Genomic DNA, 15,522 nt, shown 5'->3' on the forward strand with positions numbered 1-15,522 from the left:
GATTATGTCCTGCGCTACCGTGAGCCTTGATGGCGAAGGCAACCACCCGGCTCACCAACGACGCGCTGGCGTTTCTCACCGAACGGCATTTGGCCATGTTGACGACGCTGCGTTCGGACAATTCACCGCATGTCGTCGCGGTAGGTTTCACCTTCGATCCCAAGACCCACATCGCCAGGGTCATCACCACGGGCGGCTCCCAGAAGGCGGTGAATGCCCAGGAGCGCGGCGTCGCGGTGCTGAGCCAGGTCGACGGCGCGCGGTGGCTGTCACTGGAAGGCAAGTCGACCGTCAACACCGAGGCCGAGGCGGTGCGCGACGCTGAACTGCGCTACGCGCAGCGATATCGCACGCCGCGGGTCAACCCCAAGCGTGTGGTGATCGAGGTCCGCATCGAGCGGGTGCTCGGGTCGTCGGATCTGCTGGACCGCGCCGAGGATTAGTCCGCGGGCACCACGACCAACTCGTGCGGGCGGTTGTTCATCGATAGCGCCCCGTCGGCGGTGACTACGACGATGTCCTCGATGCGGGCCCCCCATTGGCCAGGAAAGTAGATGCCGGGCTCCACGGAGAACGCCATGCCCGGCTCGAGCGGCAGGTCGTTGCCCGCGACGATGTAGGGCTCCTCGTGCACCGACAGCCCGATACCGTGGCCGGTGCGGTGGACGAACGCTTCCGCCAAGCCCTCGGCTGCGAGCACGTCGCGGGCGACGGCATCCACCTGTTCCGCGGTCACCCCTGGCCGCACGGCATCGACGGCCGCCTGCTGCGCGCGCTGCAGGACGGCGTAACGGCGGGCGACCTCTGGGTCGGGCTCGCCGATGCTGTAGGTGCGCGTGGAGTCGGAGTTGTAGCCCGGCTCATACGGACCGCCGATGTCCACGACAACGACGTCGCCGACCCGCAGTTCGCGGTCCGAGCACTCGTGGTGCGGGTCGGCGCCATGCGGGCCAGAGCCGACGATGATGAACGCCGCCTCCGAATGTCCTTCAGAAACAATGGCTTTGGCGATATCAGCGGCGACGTCGGCCTCGGTTCTGCCTGGCACCAGAAACTCCGGCACCCGGGCGTGCACCCGGTCGATCGCGGCACCGGCCTTGCGCAGCGCGTCGATCTCGGCGTCATCCTTGATCATCCTAAGTCGGCGCAACACGTCGGTCGCCAGCACCGGGACCACACCAAGCACGTCGGCCAACGGCAGAAGATGCAGCGCGGGCATGGAATCGGTGACGGCGGTCGCGGCGGGCGCACCGCCTAACGCCTCGGCCACCAGTCGGTATGGGGCGTCGCCGTCCACCCAATCGCACACGGCCAGACCGAGTTCGGTGACCGCGGATTCTTTGAGCGACGCCAGTTCCAGCCGCGGCACGACGACCATCGGGTCACCACTGGCCGGCAACACCAGCGCGGTCAGCCGCTCGAAGGTCTGGGCCCGCGCGCCGACCAAGTAGCGCAGGTCGTAACCGGGCGTGATGACCAGACCGGCCAGACCCGCATCGGCGGCGGCCGACGCAGCGGCACTAAGCCGTTGGGCGTAGACATCAGTGCTGAATCGACTGGCGCTCATGCCATGAAGGCTAATCGCGGGCCGAATAGCTGGCGACCTCGACGAGATTCCCGTCGGGGTCGCGGCAGTAGTGCGAGATCATCGGGCCGAGTGCGCCGGTCTTCGGAACCGGGCCCGCGGTGATCGTGACGCCGCACCCGCGCAGGTGCTCGCCGATCTCATCCGGGGTGCGGTCGGCGATAAAGCACAGGTCCAGCGATCCGGGCGTGTCGACGGCTCCGGTCTCCCAGTTCGCCGCACCGGTGGGGCGCACATTGATCTTCTGGTTTCCGAAGACCAGGGCTATCCGGTTGTCGCCAAAGACTTCTCGTCGCATTCCGAGCACGCGCACGTACCAGTCGGTAGTGGTGTCGACGTCGCTGCAGTTGAGCACGACATGGTCAATCCGATCAACAACAAAGGCCATGCCTCAAGGTACTGCGGCCGGCATCCGCGTGAACACATCGCAAATCTGTAATGTCAATTGACGATATAGTAAGGTTTTCGCATGAGTCCTGCCGAAAACGTTGATGCTCGCATCAACCTTGGCGTGCTGTTGCTGATTCCGTACCGACACATGGAGGAGCGGATCTTCAATGCCATTCAGGAGGCGGGTTTCAACGATTGGACGCTGGCCCAGGCAAAGGTATTTCAGCGCATCGCTCCAGAGGGGTCGCGGCTCACCACTCTTGCGGCGCAATCCCAGATGACGAAGCAGAGTGCGGGTGTGTTGGTCGATGAGTTGGAGCGCTTGGGATATGTCCGCCGCGTCCCGGACCCAACGGATAAGCGTGCCAGGCTGATCCAGATTCAAGACCGTGGACGGCGTGCGATTGAGGTCGGTCAAGTCGCTCACGACTCGATCGTCGCCGAGTGGCGGCAATACCTGGGCACCCGCAACTTCAAGGTGCTGCTTGAGCTGCTGGAGCAGCTACGGGAAATCACCGACCCGTTTGCAGGAATTCGCGACCGGGACGAGCTCGTCGCAGCTGCCCAACGCGAGTTATCCACTCTCTTCGATCCCGCTCGCTCCATCCAAAGTGACCCCTTGGCATAGTCAAGGTGTCTTACTAGTGTCGTCAGCTATACTGACGACTGTCCCTGGCGTCTCAATGCGCGTCGCTGTCCGAACTGCCCTGGCTGATAGTCGCCGGCCCACGCTTCATCGGTGACGCTGCCACCGTCGGCGATGCGGTGCCCTGCTCGGCTGGTTCCAGCGCGGCACGCTCGGGTTCGGTGAAGACCGTCGCCTCCATCTACCCATGGGTCCTACCGTCGTCGGGTCAGAGTTCTCGCGCGGCGGCGCAACACCGTGACAGGTCTTGCCGCGTATTCCTTTTCGATCGCACGCGCTCCTGCGCGGAAGAATTCACGCACGTTGTCGCTGACGCTCTTCTCGTCACCGTTGGTGACCGTGAACTGCGCCGTCCAAATCACGGTGCAGCGGTGGGGTCGGCCCTCGCGAATCCGCAGCTCGCCGCGAAAGTCGGTGATCGGCAACTCAGTGGACTCTGCGTCATACCGGTAGAGCCGTTGCGCGGCGTCGCGTTCGGTCAACCGCTCCACCCATCGCAACCCGTCGCGGGTCACCAACGTCCGCGTCGCACCCGGCTCCTCGCCCTCGCCCTCGGCCCCGGTGAGCATCGGATGCCAGCGCGCGATGCTCTGAAACGAACCGAGCTCGCGCCACATCGAATCTGCACTGCGGTGGACGTCGGCGAACACCTGCACCTGAGTCATGCCAACGGATACCCGCAGATCCCTTTCACAACCCCTGGCAGGATGGCCCGCATGTCATTAGTGCTGCTCGACGGCGCCAGCATGTGGTTTCGCTCGTATTTCGGTGTGCCCTCATCGATCAAGGCGCCTGACGGGCGACCCGTCAACGCGCTGCGCGGCTTTCTGGACGCGGTCGCGACGGTGATCACGCGCGAGCGGCCAACCCGCCTGGTGGTGTGCCGCGACGACGACTGGCGTCCACAGTGGCGCGTCGAGCTGATCCCGTCATACAAGGCGCACCGCGTGCTCGAGGAAAACCCCGATGGCCAGCCGGACATCGAAGAGGTGCCCGACGAGCTGACGCCGCAGGTGGACATGATCATGGAGATGCTCGACGCCTTCGGCATTCCAACGGCAGGAGCGCCGGCATGCGAGGCCGACGATGTGCTCGGCACGCTGGCCTGCCGGGAGCGTCGCGACCCAGTTGTCGTGGTCAGCGGCGACCGCGATCTGCTGCAACTGGTGTGCGACGAGCCAGTCCAGGTGCGGGTGCTCTACCTCGGTCGCGGGCTGGCGAAAGCGACAAAATGGGGGCCTGTGGAAGTCGCCGAAACCTATGGTGTGCCCGTCGACCGCGCCGGACCCGCATATGCCGAGTTGGCGTTGCTGCGCGGCGATCCGTCCGACGGGCTACCCGGAGTCCCCGGTGTCGGCGAGAAGACGGCGGCAACGCTGTTGGCCCAACATGGGTCACTCGAGGCAATCCTGGCTGCCGCGCACGACCCCAAATCGAAGATGTCCAAGGCGTATCGGACAAAGCTGCTGGCGGCCACCGACTACATCGACGCCGCGGGACCGGTGGTGCGGGTGGCCACCGATGCCGACGTCAACTTCTCGACGCCATCCGACACCCTGCCGCTGGCAGCCGAACACCCACGCAAAGTGGTGAAACTCGCTGAGCAGTACGGGGTTACGTCATCGATCGGCAGGTTGCAGAAGGCGCTCGACGCGTTGCCCGGGTGATTCGACTGCGTGGCGGCTACTTCGGGCCGACTCCGGGGCGACTGCTTGGGCCGACGCCGGGGCGGCTACTTCGGCCTGCCCACCTCGTAGGTGCCCTTGTCGTCCTGGAACGTCACGGTCACCTGGCGCTTGGTCCCGTCGATGCTGACCTCGCAGTTGAACGTGTCGCCCTTCTTGACCGTCGGGCTCGCCCCGTTGTTGCACTTGACGTCCTTGACGTTCTTGGCGCCGTAGCCGTTGGCCTCGTCGGTGAGGATCTGCTGCACGCCGGTCTGTGCGGCGTTGATATCCAGCTTCGTGGTGACGAAAAAGCCTGGCTTCCAGAAACCCATCACCAAAACCACAGCGACGATGATCGCAGCCAACACACCGATCACACCGCCGATGACGGCCAGTGAGCGCTTCGACCCCTGCTCGGCAGGCGGCTGACCATACTGCGGGAACTGCCCATACTGACCCGGCTGCTGGCCATATTGATCCGGCTGCTGCCCGTACTGACCCGGTTGCTGTCCGTACGGCTGGCCGGGTTGAGAGTATTGCTGACCGGGCTGGCCGTACTGCTGACCCGGCTGACCGTACTGACCCGCATACGGCTGGGCGCTGTAGTCGGCGGGCTGCTGACCGAACTGCTCGCTCGGGGGGTACTGCTGCGGCGGCTGATACCCAGGGGCCGACGGCTGCTGGTATTGCGGATACTGCTGCTGTTGCTGCGGGTCATAGGCCGGCGGAGGCTGCCACGAAGGCGCCCCCTGGGTCGGTTGCTGCTCGGACCCGGAGGTCGGCGGCTGCCACGGCTGATTGGCCGACGGGTCGCTTGACGGCTGATCCTGGCCAGACTCCGGCTGTTGACCGGGCCACGGCTGCGTCGGATCAGATCCTTGCGGTCCGCTCATTTCTCTCCTAGCTCATGGGTCGCACTGCTGGCGAACACACTACCCGGCATCAACTGCCACGACGCCGCGTCGAATGTCGTTGATAGCGCGTTTCGCGGTCGCGCGCAGCACCGGCGTCGGCGCGGCGTTGCGGACCTGGTCGAGCAGGTCGAGAACCTGACGGCACCACCGCACGAAATCGCCCGCCGACAACGGCGTTCCTGTGCCCGCTGCGTCTGATGCCGCCAGCGCTGCAGTCAGATCGCCGGTGCTGGCCCAGCGGTAAATCGCGGGCACGAACCCCACCTCGGGCTCGCGGCTCTGCGTGATGCGGTGCCGCTGCTCGTCGGCCCGCAACTCGGTCCACAGCCGGCGCGTGGTGTTCAGCGCGCGGCGCAGTTTGCCCGTCGGCACCTCGGTTCCGTCCGGCGAGCCAGGCGCGTCGCCGCGGGATTCGTAGAGCACCGACGACACGACTGCGGCGAGTTCGGCCGCCTCCAGCCCCTCCCAGGCGCCACTGCGCAGGCACTCGGCGACCAATAGGTCGCTCTCGCTGTAGATCCTGGCCAGCAGCCGGCCGTCATCGGTCACCTTGGGGTCGCCATCGTTGCCGTCGATGAAGCCGCGCTCGGTCAGCAGCACGACAATTCGGTCGAAGGTGCGCGCGAGCGAGTTGGTGGCGGCCGCGATCTTCTGCCGGATCTGTTCGTTGTCGCGTTCGACGCGCATATAGCGCTCGGCCAGCCGGGCCTTGGCTTCGCGCTCGGGCAGATCGTGTGCCGGATGTCGACGCACTTGCACACGCAGGCCGGCCAGTTCAGGATCGACATCGCGCTCCTTCGGCGGGCCGCTGCGCTTGCGCTGCGCCGACGGCACATCGAGACCTTCGGACGCAGAACGCAGCGCCGACGCGAGGTCACGCCGCATCCGCGGATTGCGGTGCTCAACACGCTTCGGCAGCTGCATCGAGCCCAGCGGCTCGGACGCACCCGAATAGTCCGCCGACGAAATCCGCCCAGCCCAACGGTGTTCGGTCAGCACCAGAGGTCGCGGGTCGTCGCTGTCGCGGTCGGCCTCGAGCACGACGGCCAGGCCGCCACGGCGGCCGTGGGTGATCGTGATGATGTCTCCGCGGCGCAACGCGGCCAGGGCATCGTTGGCGGCTCTGCGCCGCTGCAGACGCGATGCCCGAGACTGGGCGCGTTCGCGTTCGGAGATCTGCAGCCGAAGCCGCACGTAGTCGAGGATTGGCGCGTCACGTCCCCCGAGTTCGCCTGCGATCTCGTCGAGTATCCGTTCGCCGCGCTCGACGGCGCGCACCAATCCGACCACCGATCGGTCGGCCTGATACTGCGCGAACGAACTCTCCAGCAGTTTGTGCGCCTGCGTCGGACCCATCTGGTTCACCAGATTGATGGTCATGTTGTAGGTCGGGGCGAACGAACTGCGCAGCGGGAACGTGCGTGTCGACGCCAAACCCGCGACCTCGGCCGGGTCGATGTCGGGATGCCACAGCACCACCGCATGGCCCTCGATGTCGATGCCACGCCGCCCAGCCCGGCCCGTCAGTTGCGTGTACTCCCCCGGCGTCAACGGCATGTGCTGTTCACCGTTGAACTTGACCAACCGCTCGAGCAACACTGTCCGTGCCGGCATGTTGATGCCCAAAGCCAGTGTCTCCGTGGCGAATACAGCCTTCACCAACCCGGCAGTGAACAACTCCTCGACAGTGTGACGGAAAATCGGCAGCATCCCGGCGTGATGTGCGGCTAGGCCACGCAGCAGCCCCTCCCGCCACTCGTGATAGTCGAGCACAACCAGGTCGGCCTCGTTGAGCTCGGAGGTGCGACGGTCGATGATTTCGGCGATACGGACCCGCTCCTCGTCGGAGGTGAGCCGCAGCGACGACCGCAGACACTGCTTGACCGCCGCATCGCAGCCGACCCGGGAGAACACGAATGTGATTGCGGGCAAAAGGCCTTCGCGGTCCAGCGTGCTGATCACGTCGGGCCGACCTGGTGGCCGGTAGATGCTCGGACGCCCCCTACCGCGGCCGCGCGGCTGCCAGTCTGCCAGCCGGTCCGCCTCGCGGCGATTTGCAATGTGGCGCAGCAGTTCGGGGTCGACGAGTAGTTCGCGACCGGACTTCGCCGCCTTCGATGCGCGGTAGTCAAACAGGTCGAACAGCCGCTTGCCCACCATCACGTGCTGCCACAACGGGACTGGGCGGTGTTCGTCGACGACGACGGTGGTGTCACCGCGCACCGTCTGGATCCAGCCGCCGAATTCCTCGGCGTTGCTCACCGTCGCCGACAGACTCACCAACCGCACTTCGTCGGGCAGATGCAGGATCACTTCCTCCCACACCGCACCGCGCATCCGGTCGGCCAGAAAGTGCACCTCATCCATCACAACGTGCGAAAGCCCGTACAGAGCAGGAGAATTCGCGTAGAGCATGTTGCGAAGCACCTCGGTCGTCATCACCACGACATCGGCGTCGCCGTTGATGGACTGGTCGCCGGTGAGCAGGCCGATGCGCTCAGGGCCGTACCGTGCCACCAGATCGTTGTGCTTCTGATTACTCAGCGCCTTGATGGGTGTGGTGTAGAAGCACTTTCGGCCAGCGGCCAACGCGAGGTGCACGGCGAATTCGCCGACGACCGTCTTGCCTGCGCCGGTCGGCGCGCACACCAGCACGCCGTGCCCGCTCTCCAATGCCTGGCAGGCGCGCTGCTGAAAGTCGTCCAGCGCGAAGGACAGCTGCGCGGCGAAGCTGGCGAGCTGGGTGCTAGGTGGCGTCGTCATCGACTACGACCCGGGACGGCGCAGGCACAGCGCTCGGCGGTTCGATCGGATCGGCGCTGCCGATCGGTGCCGCGAGGTCGTCGGGTACGTCCTCGGCCGCCTCACGTCTCGCCTTTCGCCTGTCGTGGACACGGGCGACCTGGATCGAAACCTCCAGCAGCAGTGTCAATGCCAGCCCCAACGCCAGCATCGAGAACGGATCCGACCCGGGTGTCGCGAACGCGGCGAAGACGAACAGCCCGAAGATCAGTCCGCGACGCCACGACTTCAACCGCGCGTACGTCAACACACCGACGAGGTTGAGCATGATGATCAGCAGCGGGAATTCGAAGCTGATCCCGAACACCAGCAGCAGGTTGATCAGGAAGCCGAAGTACTGCTCACCCGAAAGGGCGGTGACCTGCACGTCGCTGCCGACGGTCAGCAGGAAGTGCAGCGCCTTGGCGAGCACGATGTAAGCCAGCACGGCACCGGTGACGAAAAGCACCGCGCCGACTGCGACGAACGCGCTCGCGAACCGCCGTTCCTTTTTGTACAGGCCGGGCGTGATGAACGCCCACAGCTGATAGAGCCACACTGGACAGGCGAGGATGATTCCGGCCGTCAGCGCCACCTTGAGCCGAAGCATGAACTGATCGAACGGCGCCGTCGCCAACAACCGGCATTCCCCGTCGGGCGCGATGGTGGCGCGGGCGGACGACGGCAGCGAGCAGTACGGCCCGCGCAACCATTCGCCGAGGCTGTGAAAGCCGAAGAAGGTGTGGCTGTACCAGAAGAACCCGACGGTCGTCGTCACCACGACGGCGGCCACCGCGATCAGCAGACGGGTACGCAGTTCGGTCAGATGCTCGACCAGCGACATGGTGCCGTCGGGATTGACCCGCGACCGACGTCGACGAGGATCGAGTTTCTTGAAGATTCCTGGAGTCTGCACGGGCTATCTACGCCGCATCATGCTGCGGCCAGTGAATTCGCGTTGGGTCAGGCCGGGCGATGGTCCGACGGCTGCTCAGCCTGCGGAGCCGGCGGTGGCGTGTCGACGCGTTCCGAGGCGATCGGCGTGGCAGGGGGCGCCGCGGCCTCCGGCTTGGAGTCCGACTGCATCTCTTTGATCTCGGACTTGAAGATCCGCATCGACTTACCCAGCGAGCGCGCCGCGTCGGGGAGCTTCTTGGCACCGAAGAGCAGCACGAACACAGCGATAACGATTAACCAGTGCCAGGGTTGTAGACCACCCAATTTGGTCACCTCCAGACGTCTGGACCGAGTCTACCTGCCGCTGCTGTCCGCTCCGACCTCGTAGGCCTGCAGCGCGGCGGTGGCCGACTCCCGCACCCGCTGCGCCAGCGCCTCGGGTTCGAGCACACGCACCGCCGACCCGAAGCCGAGCACAAATCGCGCCATCCACTCGTCGGACGCGTAGGTCATCGCGGCCTCACAGGCTCCGTCGGGCAGCTCGCGGATGACGCGCAGCGGGTAGTAGTCGAACATCCACGACGCGGACCGATCGATCAACAACCTCGCTGACGGCAGCGACGGGTCGCCGTCGAACAGTGAAGTGTCGGGTTCGGCCTGCACGGCGGGCTTCGGCGGGGCTGACGGCTCGTCGAGTACCTGAGCGTCGACGATGCGGTCAAAACGGAAGAGGCGCACGCCCTCGGCCGACCGGCACCAGGCCTCGAGGTAGCTGTGGTCGGCGACGAGCACGACGCGGATAGGATCCACGGTCCGGCTGGAGAGCATGTCGTGGGAGGCCGAGTAGTACTCGATCGTGAGCGCGCGACCATTGCGCACCGCGGCGCGGACGGCCGCGGCGGCCTCGCTTTCCACGGGGGCGGGCTCGTCGACGGCGGCTTCTGCGCCCTGACTCAGGGTGCCTGCGGCGGATTCGATCTTGGCGATCGCGCTGCGGGCGGCCTCGGGGTCGACCATGCCGGGCACGTCAAGCAGTGTGCGCAGGGCGACGAGGATGCCGGTGGCTTCGGGTGAGGTCAGTCGCAGCGGGTGGTCGATGCCTGCGGTGAACGTGACTTCGATTGTGTCGCCGGAGAATTCGAAGTCGATGAGGTCACCGGGACCGTAGCCGGGCAGGCCACACATCCACAGCTGGTTGAGGTCGTCGCGCAGCTGTTTGACGGTGACGCCGAGGTCGGATGCGGCTTCGGCGTAGGTGATCCGCGGGTTGGCCTGGAAGTACGGCACCATGTTGAGCAGCCGGACCAGGCGGGTCGAGACGGTGGTCACGCGGTGACCTCGTCGGTCTGGCCGGCCTGCGCGCGGAGCCGGGCCAGCACATCGTCGCGCAGAGACTGGGGCTCGAGCGCGACGGCATCCGGACCGTAGCTCGCGATTTCGCGCGCCAGTGGGTCGGGCATGCCGTATTCCACGGTGAGTTCGTCGCCGACACGGTCGCCAAGTGCGCGGGGGCCGACGACGGTGCCGCGACGTCGCAGCGCCGTCGCACGCCCGGTTGCGACCCACACGCTGGCGCGGGTTCCGCCCGCGGGGTCGCTGACGACGCGGTCGACGATCTCGCGCAGATTGACGTTCTCCGGCCGCGTGACCGCGCCGGGCGGGCCGATCGGAGTGACGCCGTCGCCGATGCGGGACAACCGGAAGGTGCGGGGGGCGTTGCGGTCGCGGTCGTGGCCGACCAGATACCAGCGGCCGCGGTCGGTGACGACGCCCCAGGGTTCGACGGTTCGGGTCGTGTACGGGTCGCTGCGGGAGGGTCGATGCGGGAACTGCACGGCCTGGCCAGAGTCTATGGCGGACAACAGGATTCCCAACACATCTTCGGAGCCACGCAGGCCGGGTAGGACGGCGGTCGAGGTGATCGCGATGCCGGAGTCGGCCGCGTCGACGTCGACGCCGGCGGCACGCAGTTTGAGGAGTGCGCCCTGCGTGGCGGTGATGAGTTCTGGTGACTCCCACAGTTGGGTGGCGACGGCGACGGCAGCGGCCTCGTCGGCTGTCAGCTCCACAGCGGGCAGCGCGTAAGCCTCGCGGTTGATGCGGTAGCCCTCGGTCGGGTCGAACTGCGATACGCGGCCGGTCTCCAGCGGAATGCCGAGGTCGCGCAGTTCGTTCTTGTCGCGCTCGAACATGCGGGAGAACGCTTCGTCGCTGGCGCTGTCGGCGTAGCCGTAGACGGTTTCGCGGATGCGCTCGGCGGTGATGAAGGTGCGCGTGGACAGCAGCGCGATGACAAGGTTCATCAGTCGCTCGACTTTGGAAACGCCCACTCGCAACACCTTAAGCCTTCATGGCCGTGTCACTTCGCCGCGGAGCCCGCCAGCGCGTCGGAGGTCAGCACGCTCAGGTGCTGCCAGTAGACCCAGTCGGCGATCGCCCCACGTTGGGCGGCGGCGTCGGGGGCGGTGTGCGCGCGATAGAGGGCCTGTTCCTGCGCGTGGTCGGCGTATTTGACGAATGCTTCAAGATGCGCGATGCCGCGTTCGGGGTTGGTGCTCATCATCGGCTTCATCACCTCGAACCACAGATTGCTGGTCTCGTCGACGGGCGGGTTCGTGTCCGACGACGCGGGCGGCAGCAGCTCGGACAGACCGCTGGCGCTGACGCTTGCAAGCCTGGCGGCGGCTTCTGGGGCGATGACTGCTAACCGGTTGCGGCCCTGCATCTTTCCGCTGTCGGGAATGTCGTCGGATCGAAGTGTGACTTTAGGGGTGCCGGGATCGAAGTTCTTGAATTGGTCTTCGGTGGCCACTACCGCACGCAGGCGCAAGTTGTGGTGCTGTGCCCAGCCCTGGACGGCGAGAATCGGATAGGTCGTCCACTTGGCCCGCTCGCCGAGCGGGATGGATTCGTCGGCGCTGGCCATACGGACCTGATCGGGAAGGTTGACGCCGTCGGGGATGTAGCCGAGCCCGTAGCTGTTGGCGACGACGATTTGGCCATCCTGGGTCAGTGCGGTCACCCAGAAGAAGCCGAAGTCGATGTTGGGTTCGGCGTTGAGGGCGGCGCCGATGCGGCGGGCCAGTTGCAGTGGGTCGCTGCCGCCTGCGGATTGGCGGCGCAAAGCGCCGGCGGTCGCGGCGGCGGCGATGGCGTCGCGCTCGGCGCGCGCGGCCGAAACCGGTACGGGCGCAGGCGCTCCCACAGGACTGGTGGCGCCAGCCGCGGAGGCGGGCGCGACGCCGGCGCCCATCGATGTGGGCGCAGGCGCCGCTGAGCTTGGAGGCGCCAAGGGCGCAGCGGGTGGCGGTGTGGGCGGCGGACCGAGGGGCATTGAGGGTGCGGGCGGTGCGCCGGGAGCGGGAGCCGCACCGACGGACGGTGCGGGTGGCGGGGCGACGTGCCCGGCGGGAGCGCCGGTAGGCGCGGGTGCGCTCGGTGTCGGCGGAGGCGCGTCGGGAATCGGGGCGGGGCCCGGTGGTGGCACTGGCGGAGCCACCGGCTGGGCAGCGGCCATCGGAGTATTGGCCATCTGCGGCGTCAACGGCATTGTCTGTGGTGGCACCCCCGTGGACTGCCCACTGGCGCCAGCCTGCGCGCCGTCTGTCGTGGACGCGCCTTGGCCGGACGATGCAGGGTTGACCGCAGTATTGGTGGGCGGGCCCGCGCTCGGGCCCGAAGTCTGCGATAGCGGTGAGGTAGGACCGGGACTGCTCATGCCGGGAGAGGCTGGCGCACCCGGCGCAGACCCGCCGCCGAGTCTGGGTGCGGGCGGCGCGGCAGGGCCAGGACCGCTGGAAGCGGCGGCAGCAGGCGGTGGAGCCGCGGTCGCTGGTCGACCATCGGGGGGCGGCACATAGCCTGCGGTTACAACTTGGCCGCTGTTCTTGCTGCCGACTCCCGCCGGGGTTCGTGATGGTTGTGGATCCGGTGTATAGCCCGAGAGTAAATATCCAGTTGTGTTCTTGCCGCCAGGTACTGCAGGAGAACCCGGTGGCGGCGGGGGCGGTTGCTCGGCGCCGTTTCCGTTGTTGTCGTCAGGCGCGCCGGGAACGTCGGATGGCGGTGGAGCTGACGGCATGACGCCGTCCGCTCCAGGCGTTCCGAGGGGAACATTCAGATTGCCCGAAAGCTCAACAGTATTGGCGGAGACGACACCGGCATTCTCGGCAACGCCGGACGCTACCCGATCCGTAATCCGGGCGGCACGCACCTCCCCTCTAAGGTTTGCGCTGTTCAAGTTTTCGCAGTCACGCTGAACGTCCTCGGCGTTCTTGTTCACGGCTGTCTTGGTCTTAACCACCGAGGCTTCCATATTTCGAAGCCTGCGTGCTGCATCCTCCGCTGCTTTGGCGTTGGCCTCGTGCTTGTCAATTATCGCGCTCGCTTCATCAAGCGCGGCCTGCGAGCCCGAACCGTCCCATGAATCTGAGAGCTTCATCATCTGAGTGCGCGCGGCCGGAATTACCACGTCGCGCAGGTGGGACTTGAGCGACTCGAACGACGTAGCCGCGCTCGCCAGCATGTCTTCGTTTACATGCACCCATCCGGCGCCCTTCACCGTCTTGCCGCCGTACTCACTGTCGTCGGGCATAATCGCCACTGCACATCACCGCCTCGACCAACATAAGAGCCTTGTCCCGCCTACGATTTGGTTGCTCCGCAGGCCGCCTTCACAACGCTGCTGAATGAGATTGCCGTCTCGGAAAGAAAGTTGTCGGCGGGCACGTATGTGGGCAGCGATTGAACATACGCGCGGCGGTATTGCGCGGACAGTTCAGCGAAGTCGCGAAGCGTGAGATTGCCACTATCCTCGCCCAGACCCTGCAACTTGTCTGCGAACGCATTCATCGTTGGCGCTACCGCGTCATACACGGCGCGTTGTTGCGGACTCAGTTGGCTTGCCGGGATGTCAGACGGTGTCGCGAGCCAATCGGCGGTCTCGTGATCGAAATCGTCTAGCGCTGTCGACCAGTCTCCGCAAACCGGGTTAGAACCGGGAAGAAATCGCTCGGGTGCCGCGGGATCTCCCACTGGCGCGACCTCGGACGGCGACGCAGGGGACGGAGTCAGCGGCCACCGTGCAGGTGCCGAGCCGTAGCTGATGGCGGCACAGACGTTTCCAATAGTTCGCCCTATCGCCACCGAGACGAGTGCCAGCTTGTCGTCAACGGGTTTGTATGTAGGAATTCCGTTGACGTAGGCACGCGAATAAGCGATGTATTGTTCGTAGAGTTCGCGCATCCCCCGGTGTGGTGTCAGCTTCGCCAATGCAACCATTTGGTCAGCGGCGTTTCGCATTGCATTCCCCATGGCCTCGTACTGGGAGCGCATTTCGGGAGTCCACGCCGAGGACGGCACCGTCGCATCGCGCTTGTTCCAACCGTTGGCCCCGACGTCTGCCAGTGTTTGGAGGATCGGCCTCGTCGCCGCGCAGGTCGGATCTTCCGTGATAACCGCTACCGGCCCTTTGTCGTTCGCGCTCGCGATGCCATACGGTGGCGCGCTCGAAGTTGGGGTCGGCGAATTTCCTGAATCTTTCCCGACCACCATCACCGTGATGGCGACCGTCACCGCGATCACCGCGAGCAGAGCGATGCCGCCAAAGATCCACTTGCCCTTGCCTCCTCGCGGCGGCGGTGCAGCAGGCGGAGGCCCCCACGGCTGCTGCGGGCCCCACTGCGGTGCACCACCCGTCGGCGGCGGTCCCCACGGTGCACCGCCAACAGGCTGACCGCCCATCGGCGGTGGAGGCGGAGGCACACTCATCGGCACGCCTTGATGTCGCGAATACTCATGTCAGAGAACGCTTTCCGGTCCGGATGTCGCAGGCCGTGTCGGCGCAGGCTTGTGCGGCTGCTGGGGCGCCTCCGGCGCAGGCGTCGGCTGCGGCTCATAAGCAGGTGCCCGCTCCGCGTTACTCGGCCCTTCAGCAGAAGGTGCCCTCTCCTCGGGCTTCTCGTTCGCGGCCTCCACGTGCCGCAGTTCGTCTCGCGGTGCATCGCCCGCTTGGTCCGAGCCCGAACCGGCCTTATCGCCTACGGTGCCGCCCATTTGGCCGACGCTCTGCATCGCGCTCTGCACACCTTGCATGATCCCCTGCGGAATCGATGCCGCCATGCCCGCCAATTGCATTGGTATCTGGGCGGCTTGCTGCGCCATTTGCATCGGCATGCCCATCATCTGGCCGAGCTGACCCGTATCACCCGCACCACTTCCGGCCGATTGCGCTGACCCGACTCCGGCTGCCGCACTGGCGGGCTCACCCAATTCACCCGCGCCCTGAATCTGCCGTCCTGCGGCGCCATCGGTGTTTTGATACTCAGTCCTCGCTGCATGCACATTCGCCGCGAACTGTTCCTCACGAGCAAGCGCCTCCGCGACACCTTGGGTAATCGCCGCCGCGACCTGTGGCGCAATCGCCGAAAGCATCACGCTCATCGGGTCGCCGCCGGGCGGTACGACAGGCGCTGGTGGGACGGTGACCTGAGCGGGATCCCAGGTGAGCGCCGGTTCATTTAACCTGAGGTTCTGATCAACCATGCGATGACACCCCTGCCAATTCACCCTTGGTAGCTGATGGACGCGCGTCCGCAACGCATAGCAGTCGACCTGCACTGCCAACACGCGACAACGGCTCAC

At 66.0% G+C, this 15,522-nt stretch carries 16 protein-coding genes and 1 pseudogene; 4 read left to right on the forward strand and 13 right to left on the reverse strand.

The features are described from left to right. The first annotated feature begins 29 nt into the window (after positions 1-29). Positions 30-443, forward strand: coding sequence for a F420-dependent biliverdin reductase (locus tag MYCSM_RS17910; RefSeq protein WP_015307573.1), 414 nt, complete (start codon positions 30-32; stop codon positions 441-443). On the opposite strand, the gene MYCSM_RS17915 is transcribed toward MYCSM_RS17910, so the two are convergent. Both MYCSM_RS17915 and MYCSM_RS17920 read right to left on the reverse strand, forming a co-directional pair. Beyond that, entirely contained in the window at positions 440-1,567 is a 1,128-nt protein-coding gene (locus tag MYCSM_RS17915; RefSeq protein ID WP_015307574.1) for a M24 family metallopeptidase, read from the reverse strand. The genes MYCSM_RS17910 and MYCSM_RS17915 overlap by 4 nt on opposite strands. A gap of 10 nt (positions 1,568-1,577) precedes the next feature. Further along, positions 1,578-1,973, reverse strand: a complete 396-nt coding sequence (locus MYCSM_RS17920; RefSeq protein WP_015307575.1) for a VOC family protein — start codon at positions 1,971-1,973, stop codon at positions 1,578-1,580. 81 nt (positions 1,974-2,054) lie between these two features. Here MYCSM_RS17920 and MYCSM_RS17925 point away from each other — a divergent pair. Next, positions 2,055-2,504, forward strand: a pseudogene (locus MYCSM_RS17925) (MarR family winged helix-turn-helix transcriptional regulator); the annotation flags it as partial. 151 nt (positions 2,505-2,655) lie between these two features. Here MYCSM_RS17925 and MYCSM_RS37255 read toward each other — a convergent pair. Both MYCSM_RS37255 and MYCSM_RS17930 read right to left on the reverse strand, forming a co-directional pair. Continuing rightward, a complete protein-coding gene (locus MYCSM_RS37255; RefSeq protein ID WP_015307577.1) occupies positions 2,656-2,802 on the reverse strand; it encodes a hypothetical protein in 147 nt (48 codons plus the stop codon). 13 nt (positions 2,803-2,815) lie between these two features. Further along, positions 2,816-3,286, reverse strand: coding sequence for an SRPBCC family protein (locus MYCSM_RS17930; protein WP_015307578.1), 471 nt, complete (start codon positions 3,284-3,286; stop codon positions 2,816-2,818). 42 nt (positions 3,287-3,328) lie between these two features. On the opposite strand from MYCSM_RS17930, the gene MYCSM_RS17935 reads away from it, so the two are divergent. After that, positions 3,329-4,288, forward strand: coding sequence for a 5'-3' exonuclease (locus MYCSM_RS17935; RefSeq protein WP_051073914.1), 960 nt, complete (start codon positions 3,329-3,331; stop codon positions 4,286-4,288). A 65-nt stretch (positions 4,289-4,353) separates the two neighbouring features. Here the strand turns inward: MYCSM_RS17935 and MYCSM_RS17940 are convergent, their stop codons facing one another. The 7 genes from MYCSM_RS17940 to MYCSM_RS35270 are packed head-to-tail and all read right to left on the reverse strand — an operon-like array spanning position 4,354 to position 12,085. Continuing rightward, positions 4,354-5,181 carry a DUF4333 domain-containing protein gene (locus MYCSM_RS17940; RefSeq protein WP_015307580.1) on the reverse strand — a complete coding sequence of 276 codons (828 nt, stop codon included), beginning with the start codon at positions 5,179-5,181 and terminating at the stop codon, positions 4,354-4,356. A gap of 39 nt (positions 5,182-5,220) precedes the next feature. Then, positions 5,221-7,965 carry a DEAD/DEAH box helicase gene (locus MYCSM_RS17945; protein WP_015307581.1) on the reverse strand — a complete coding sequence of 915 codons (2,745 nt, stop codon included), beginning with the start codon at positions 7,963-7,965 and terminating at the stop codon, positions 5,221-5,223. Next, positions 7,949-8,899: a twin-arginine translocase subunit TatC gene (gene tatC, locus MYCSM_RS17950; protein WP_015307582.1), complete on the reverse strand. Its 951-nt coding sequence runs from the start codon at positions 8,897-8,899 to the stop codon at positions 7,949-7,951. The genes MYCSM_RS17945 and tatC overlap by 17 nt, the downstream gene beginning before the upstream one ends. Positions 8,900-8,946: 47 nt before the next feature. Continuing rightward, positions 8,947-9,204: a Sec-independent protein translocase subunit TatA gene (gene tatA / locus MYCSM_RS17955; protein WP_015307583.1), complete on the reverse strand. Its 258-nt coding sequence runs from the start codon at positions 9,202-9,204 to the stop codon at positions 8,947-8,949. A 30-nt stretch (positions 9,205-9,234) separates the two neighbouring features. After that, entirely contained in the window at positions 9,235-10,209 is a 975-nt protein-coding gene (locus MYCSM_RS17960) for a helix-turn-helix transcriptional regulator (RefSeq protein WP_015307584.1), read from the reverse strand. Next, the gene (locus tag MYCSM_RS17965) at positions 10,206-11,210 is read right to left on the reverse strand and encodes a helix-turn-helix transcriptional regulator (RefSeq protein WP_015307585.1); all 1,005 of its coding nucleotides are present in this window, start codon (positions 11,208-11,210) and stop codon (positions 10,206-10,208) included. Before MYCSM_RS17965 ends, MYCSM_RS17960 begins: the two co-directional genes overlap by 4 nt. A gap of 29 nt (positions 11,211-11,239) precedes the next feature. After that, positions 11,240-12,085, reverse strand: a complete 846-nt coding sequence (locus MYCSM_RS35270) for a secretion protein EccK (RefSeq protein ID WP_232425618.1) — start codon at positions 12,083-12,085, stop codon at positions 11,240-11,242. Between the two features lie 7 nt (positions 12,086-12,092). Here MYCSM_RS35270 and MYCSM_RS37260 point away from each other — a divergent pair, with 7 nt between their 5' ends. Next, complete coding sequence (locus MYCSM_RS37260; RefSeq protein WP_157681353.1) at positions 12,093-12,740, forward strand: hypothetical protein; 648 nt, start codon at positions 12,093-12,095, stop codon at positions 12,738-12,740. A gap of 784 nt (positions 12,741-13,524) precedes the next feature. On the opposite strand, the gene MYCSM_RS17975 is transcribed toward MYCSM_RS37260, so the two are convergent. Together MYCSM_RS17975 and MYCSM_RS35275 are read right to left on the reverse strand one after the other, a co-directional pair. Then, positions 13,525-14,454, reverse strand: coding sequence for a hypothetical protein (locus MYCSM_RS17975; RefSeq protein ID WP_198344951.1), 930 nt, complete (start codon positions 14,452-14,454; stop codon positions 13,525-13,527). Between the two features lie 225 nt (positions 14,455-14,679). Next, positions 14,680-15,423, reverse strand: coding sequence for a PE domain-containing protein (locus MYCSM_RS35275; RefSeq protein ID WP_015307588.1), 744 nt, complete (start codon positions 15,421-15,423; stop codon positions 14,680-14,682). Positions 15,424-15,522 lie beyond the last annotated feature (99 nt).

Origin of the sequence: Mycobacterium sp. JS623, from assembly GCF_000328565.1 — a bacterium.
Lineage (GTDB): Bacteria > Actinomycetota > Actinomycetes > Mycobacteriales > Mycobacteriaceae > Mycobacterium.

Bases quoted from the DNA above. Each gene is read 5' to 3' on its own strand.
- MYCSM_RS17930 (WP_015307578.1), bottom strand. From the start codon at position 3,286: ATGACTCAGGTGCAGGTGTTCGCCGACGTCCACCGCAGTGCAGATTCG.
- MYCSM_RS35275 (WP_015307588.1), bottom strand. From the start codon at position 15,423: ATGGTTGATCAGAACCTCAGGTTAAATGAACCGGCGCTCACCTGGGAT.
- MYCSM_RS17935 (WP_051073914.1), top strand. From the start codon at position 3,329: ATGGCCCGCATGTCATTAGTGCTGCTCGACGGCGCCAGCATGTGGTTT.
- MYCSM_RS17910 (WP_015307573.1), top strand. From the start codon at position 30: ATGGCGAAGGCAACCACCCGGCTCACCAACGACGCGCTGGCGTTTCTC.
- MYCSM_RS17940 (WP_015307580.1), bottom strand. From the start codon at position 5,181: ATGAGCGGACCGCAAGGATCTGATCCGACGCAGCCGTGGCCCGGTCAA.
- MYCSM_RS17945 (WP_015307581.1), bottom strand. From the start codon at position 7,965: ATGACGACGCCACCTAGCACCCAGCTCGCCAGCTTCGCCGCGCAGCTG.
- MYCSM_RS17920 (WP_015307575.1), bottom strand. From the start codon at position 1,973: ATGGCCTTTGTTGTTGATCGGATTGACCATGTCGTGCTCAACTGCAGC.
- MYCSM_RS17915 (WP_015307574.1), bottom strand. From the start codon at position 1,567: ATGAGCGCCAGTCGATTCAGCACTGATGTCTACGCCCAACGGCTTAGT.
- MYCSM_RS37255 (WP_015307577.1), bottom strand. From the start codon at position 2,802: ATGGAGGCGACGGTCTTCACCGAACCCGAGCGTGCCGCGCTGGAACCA.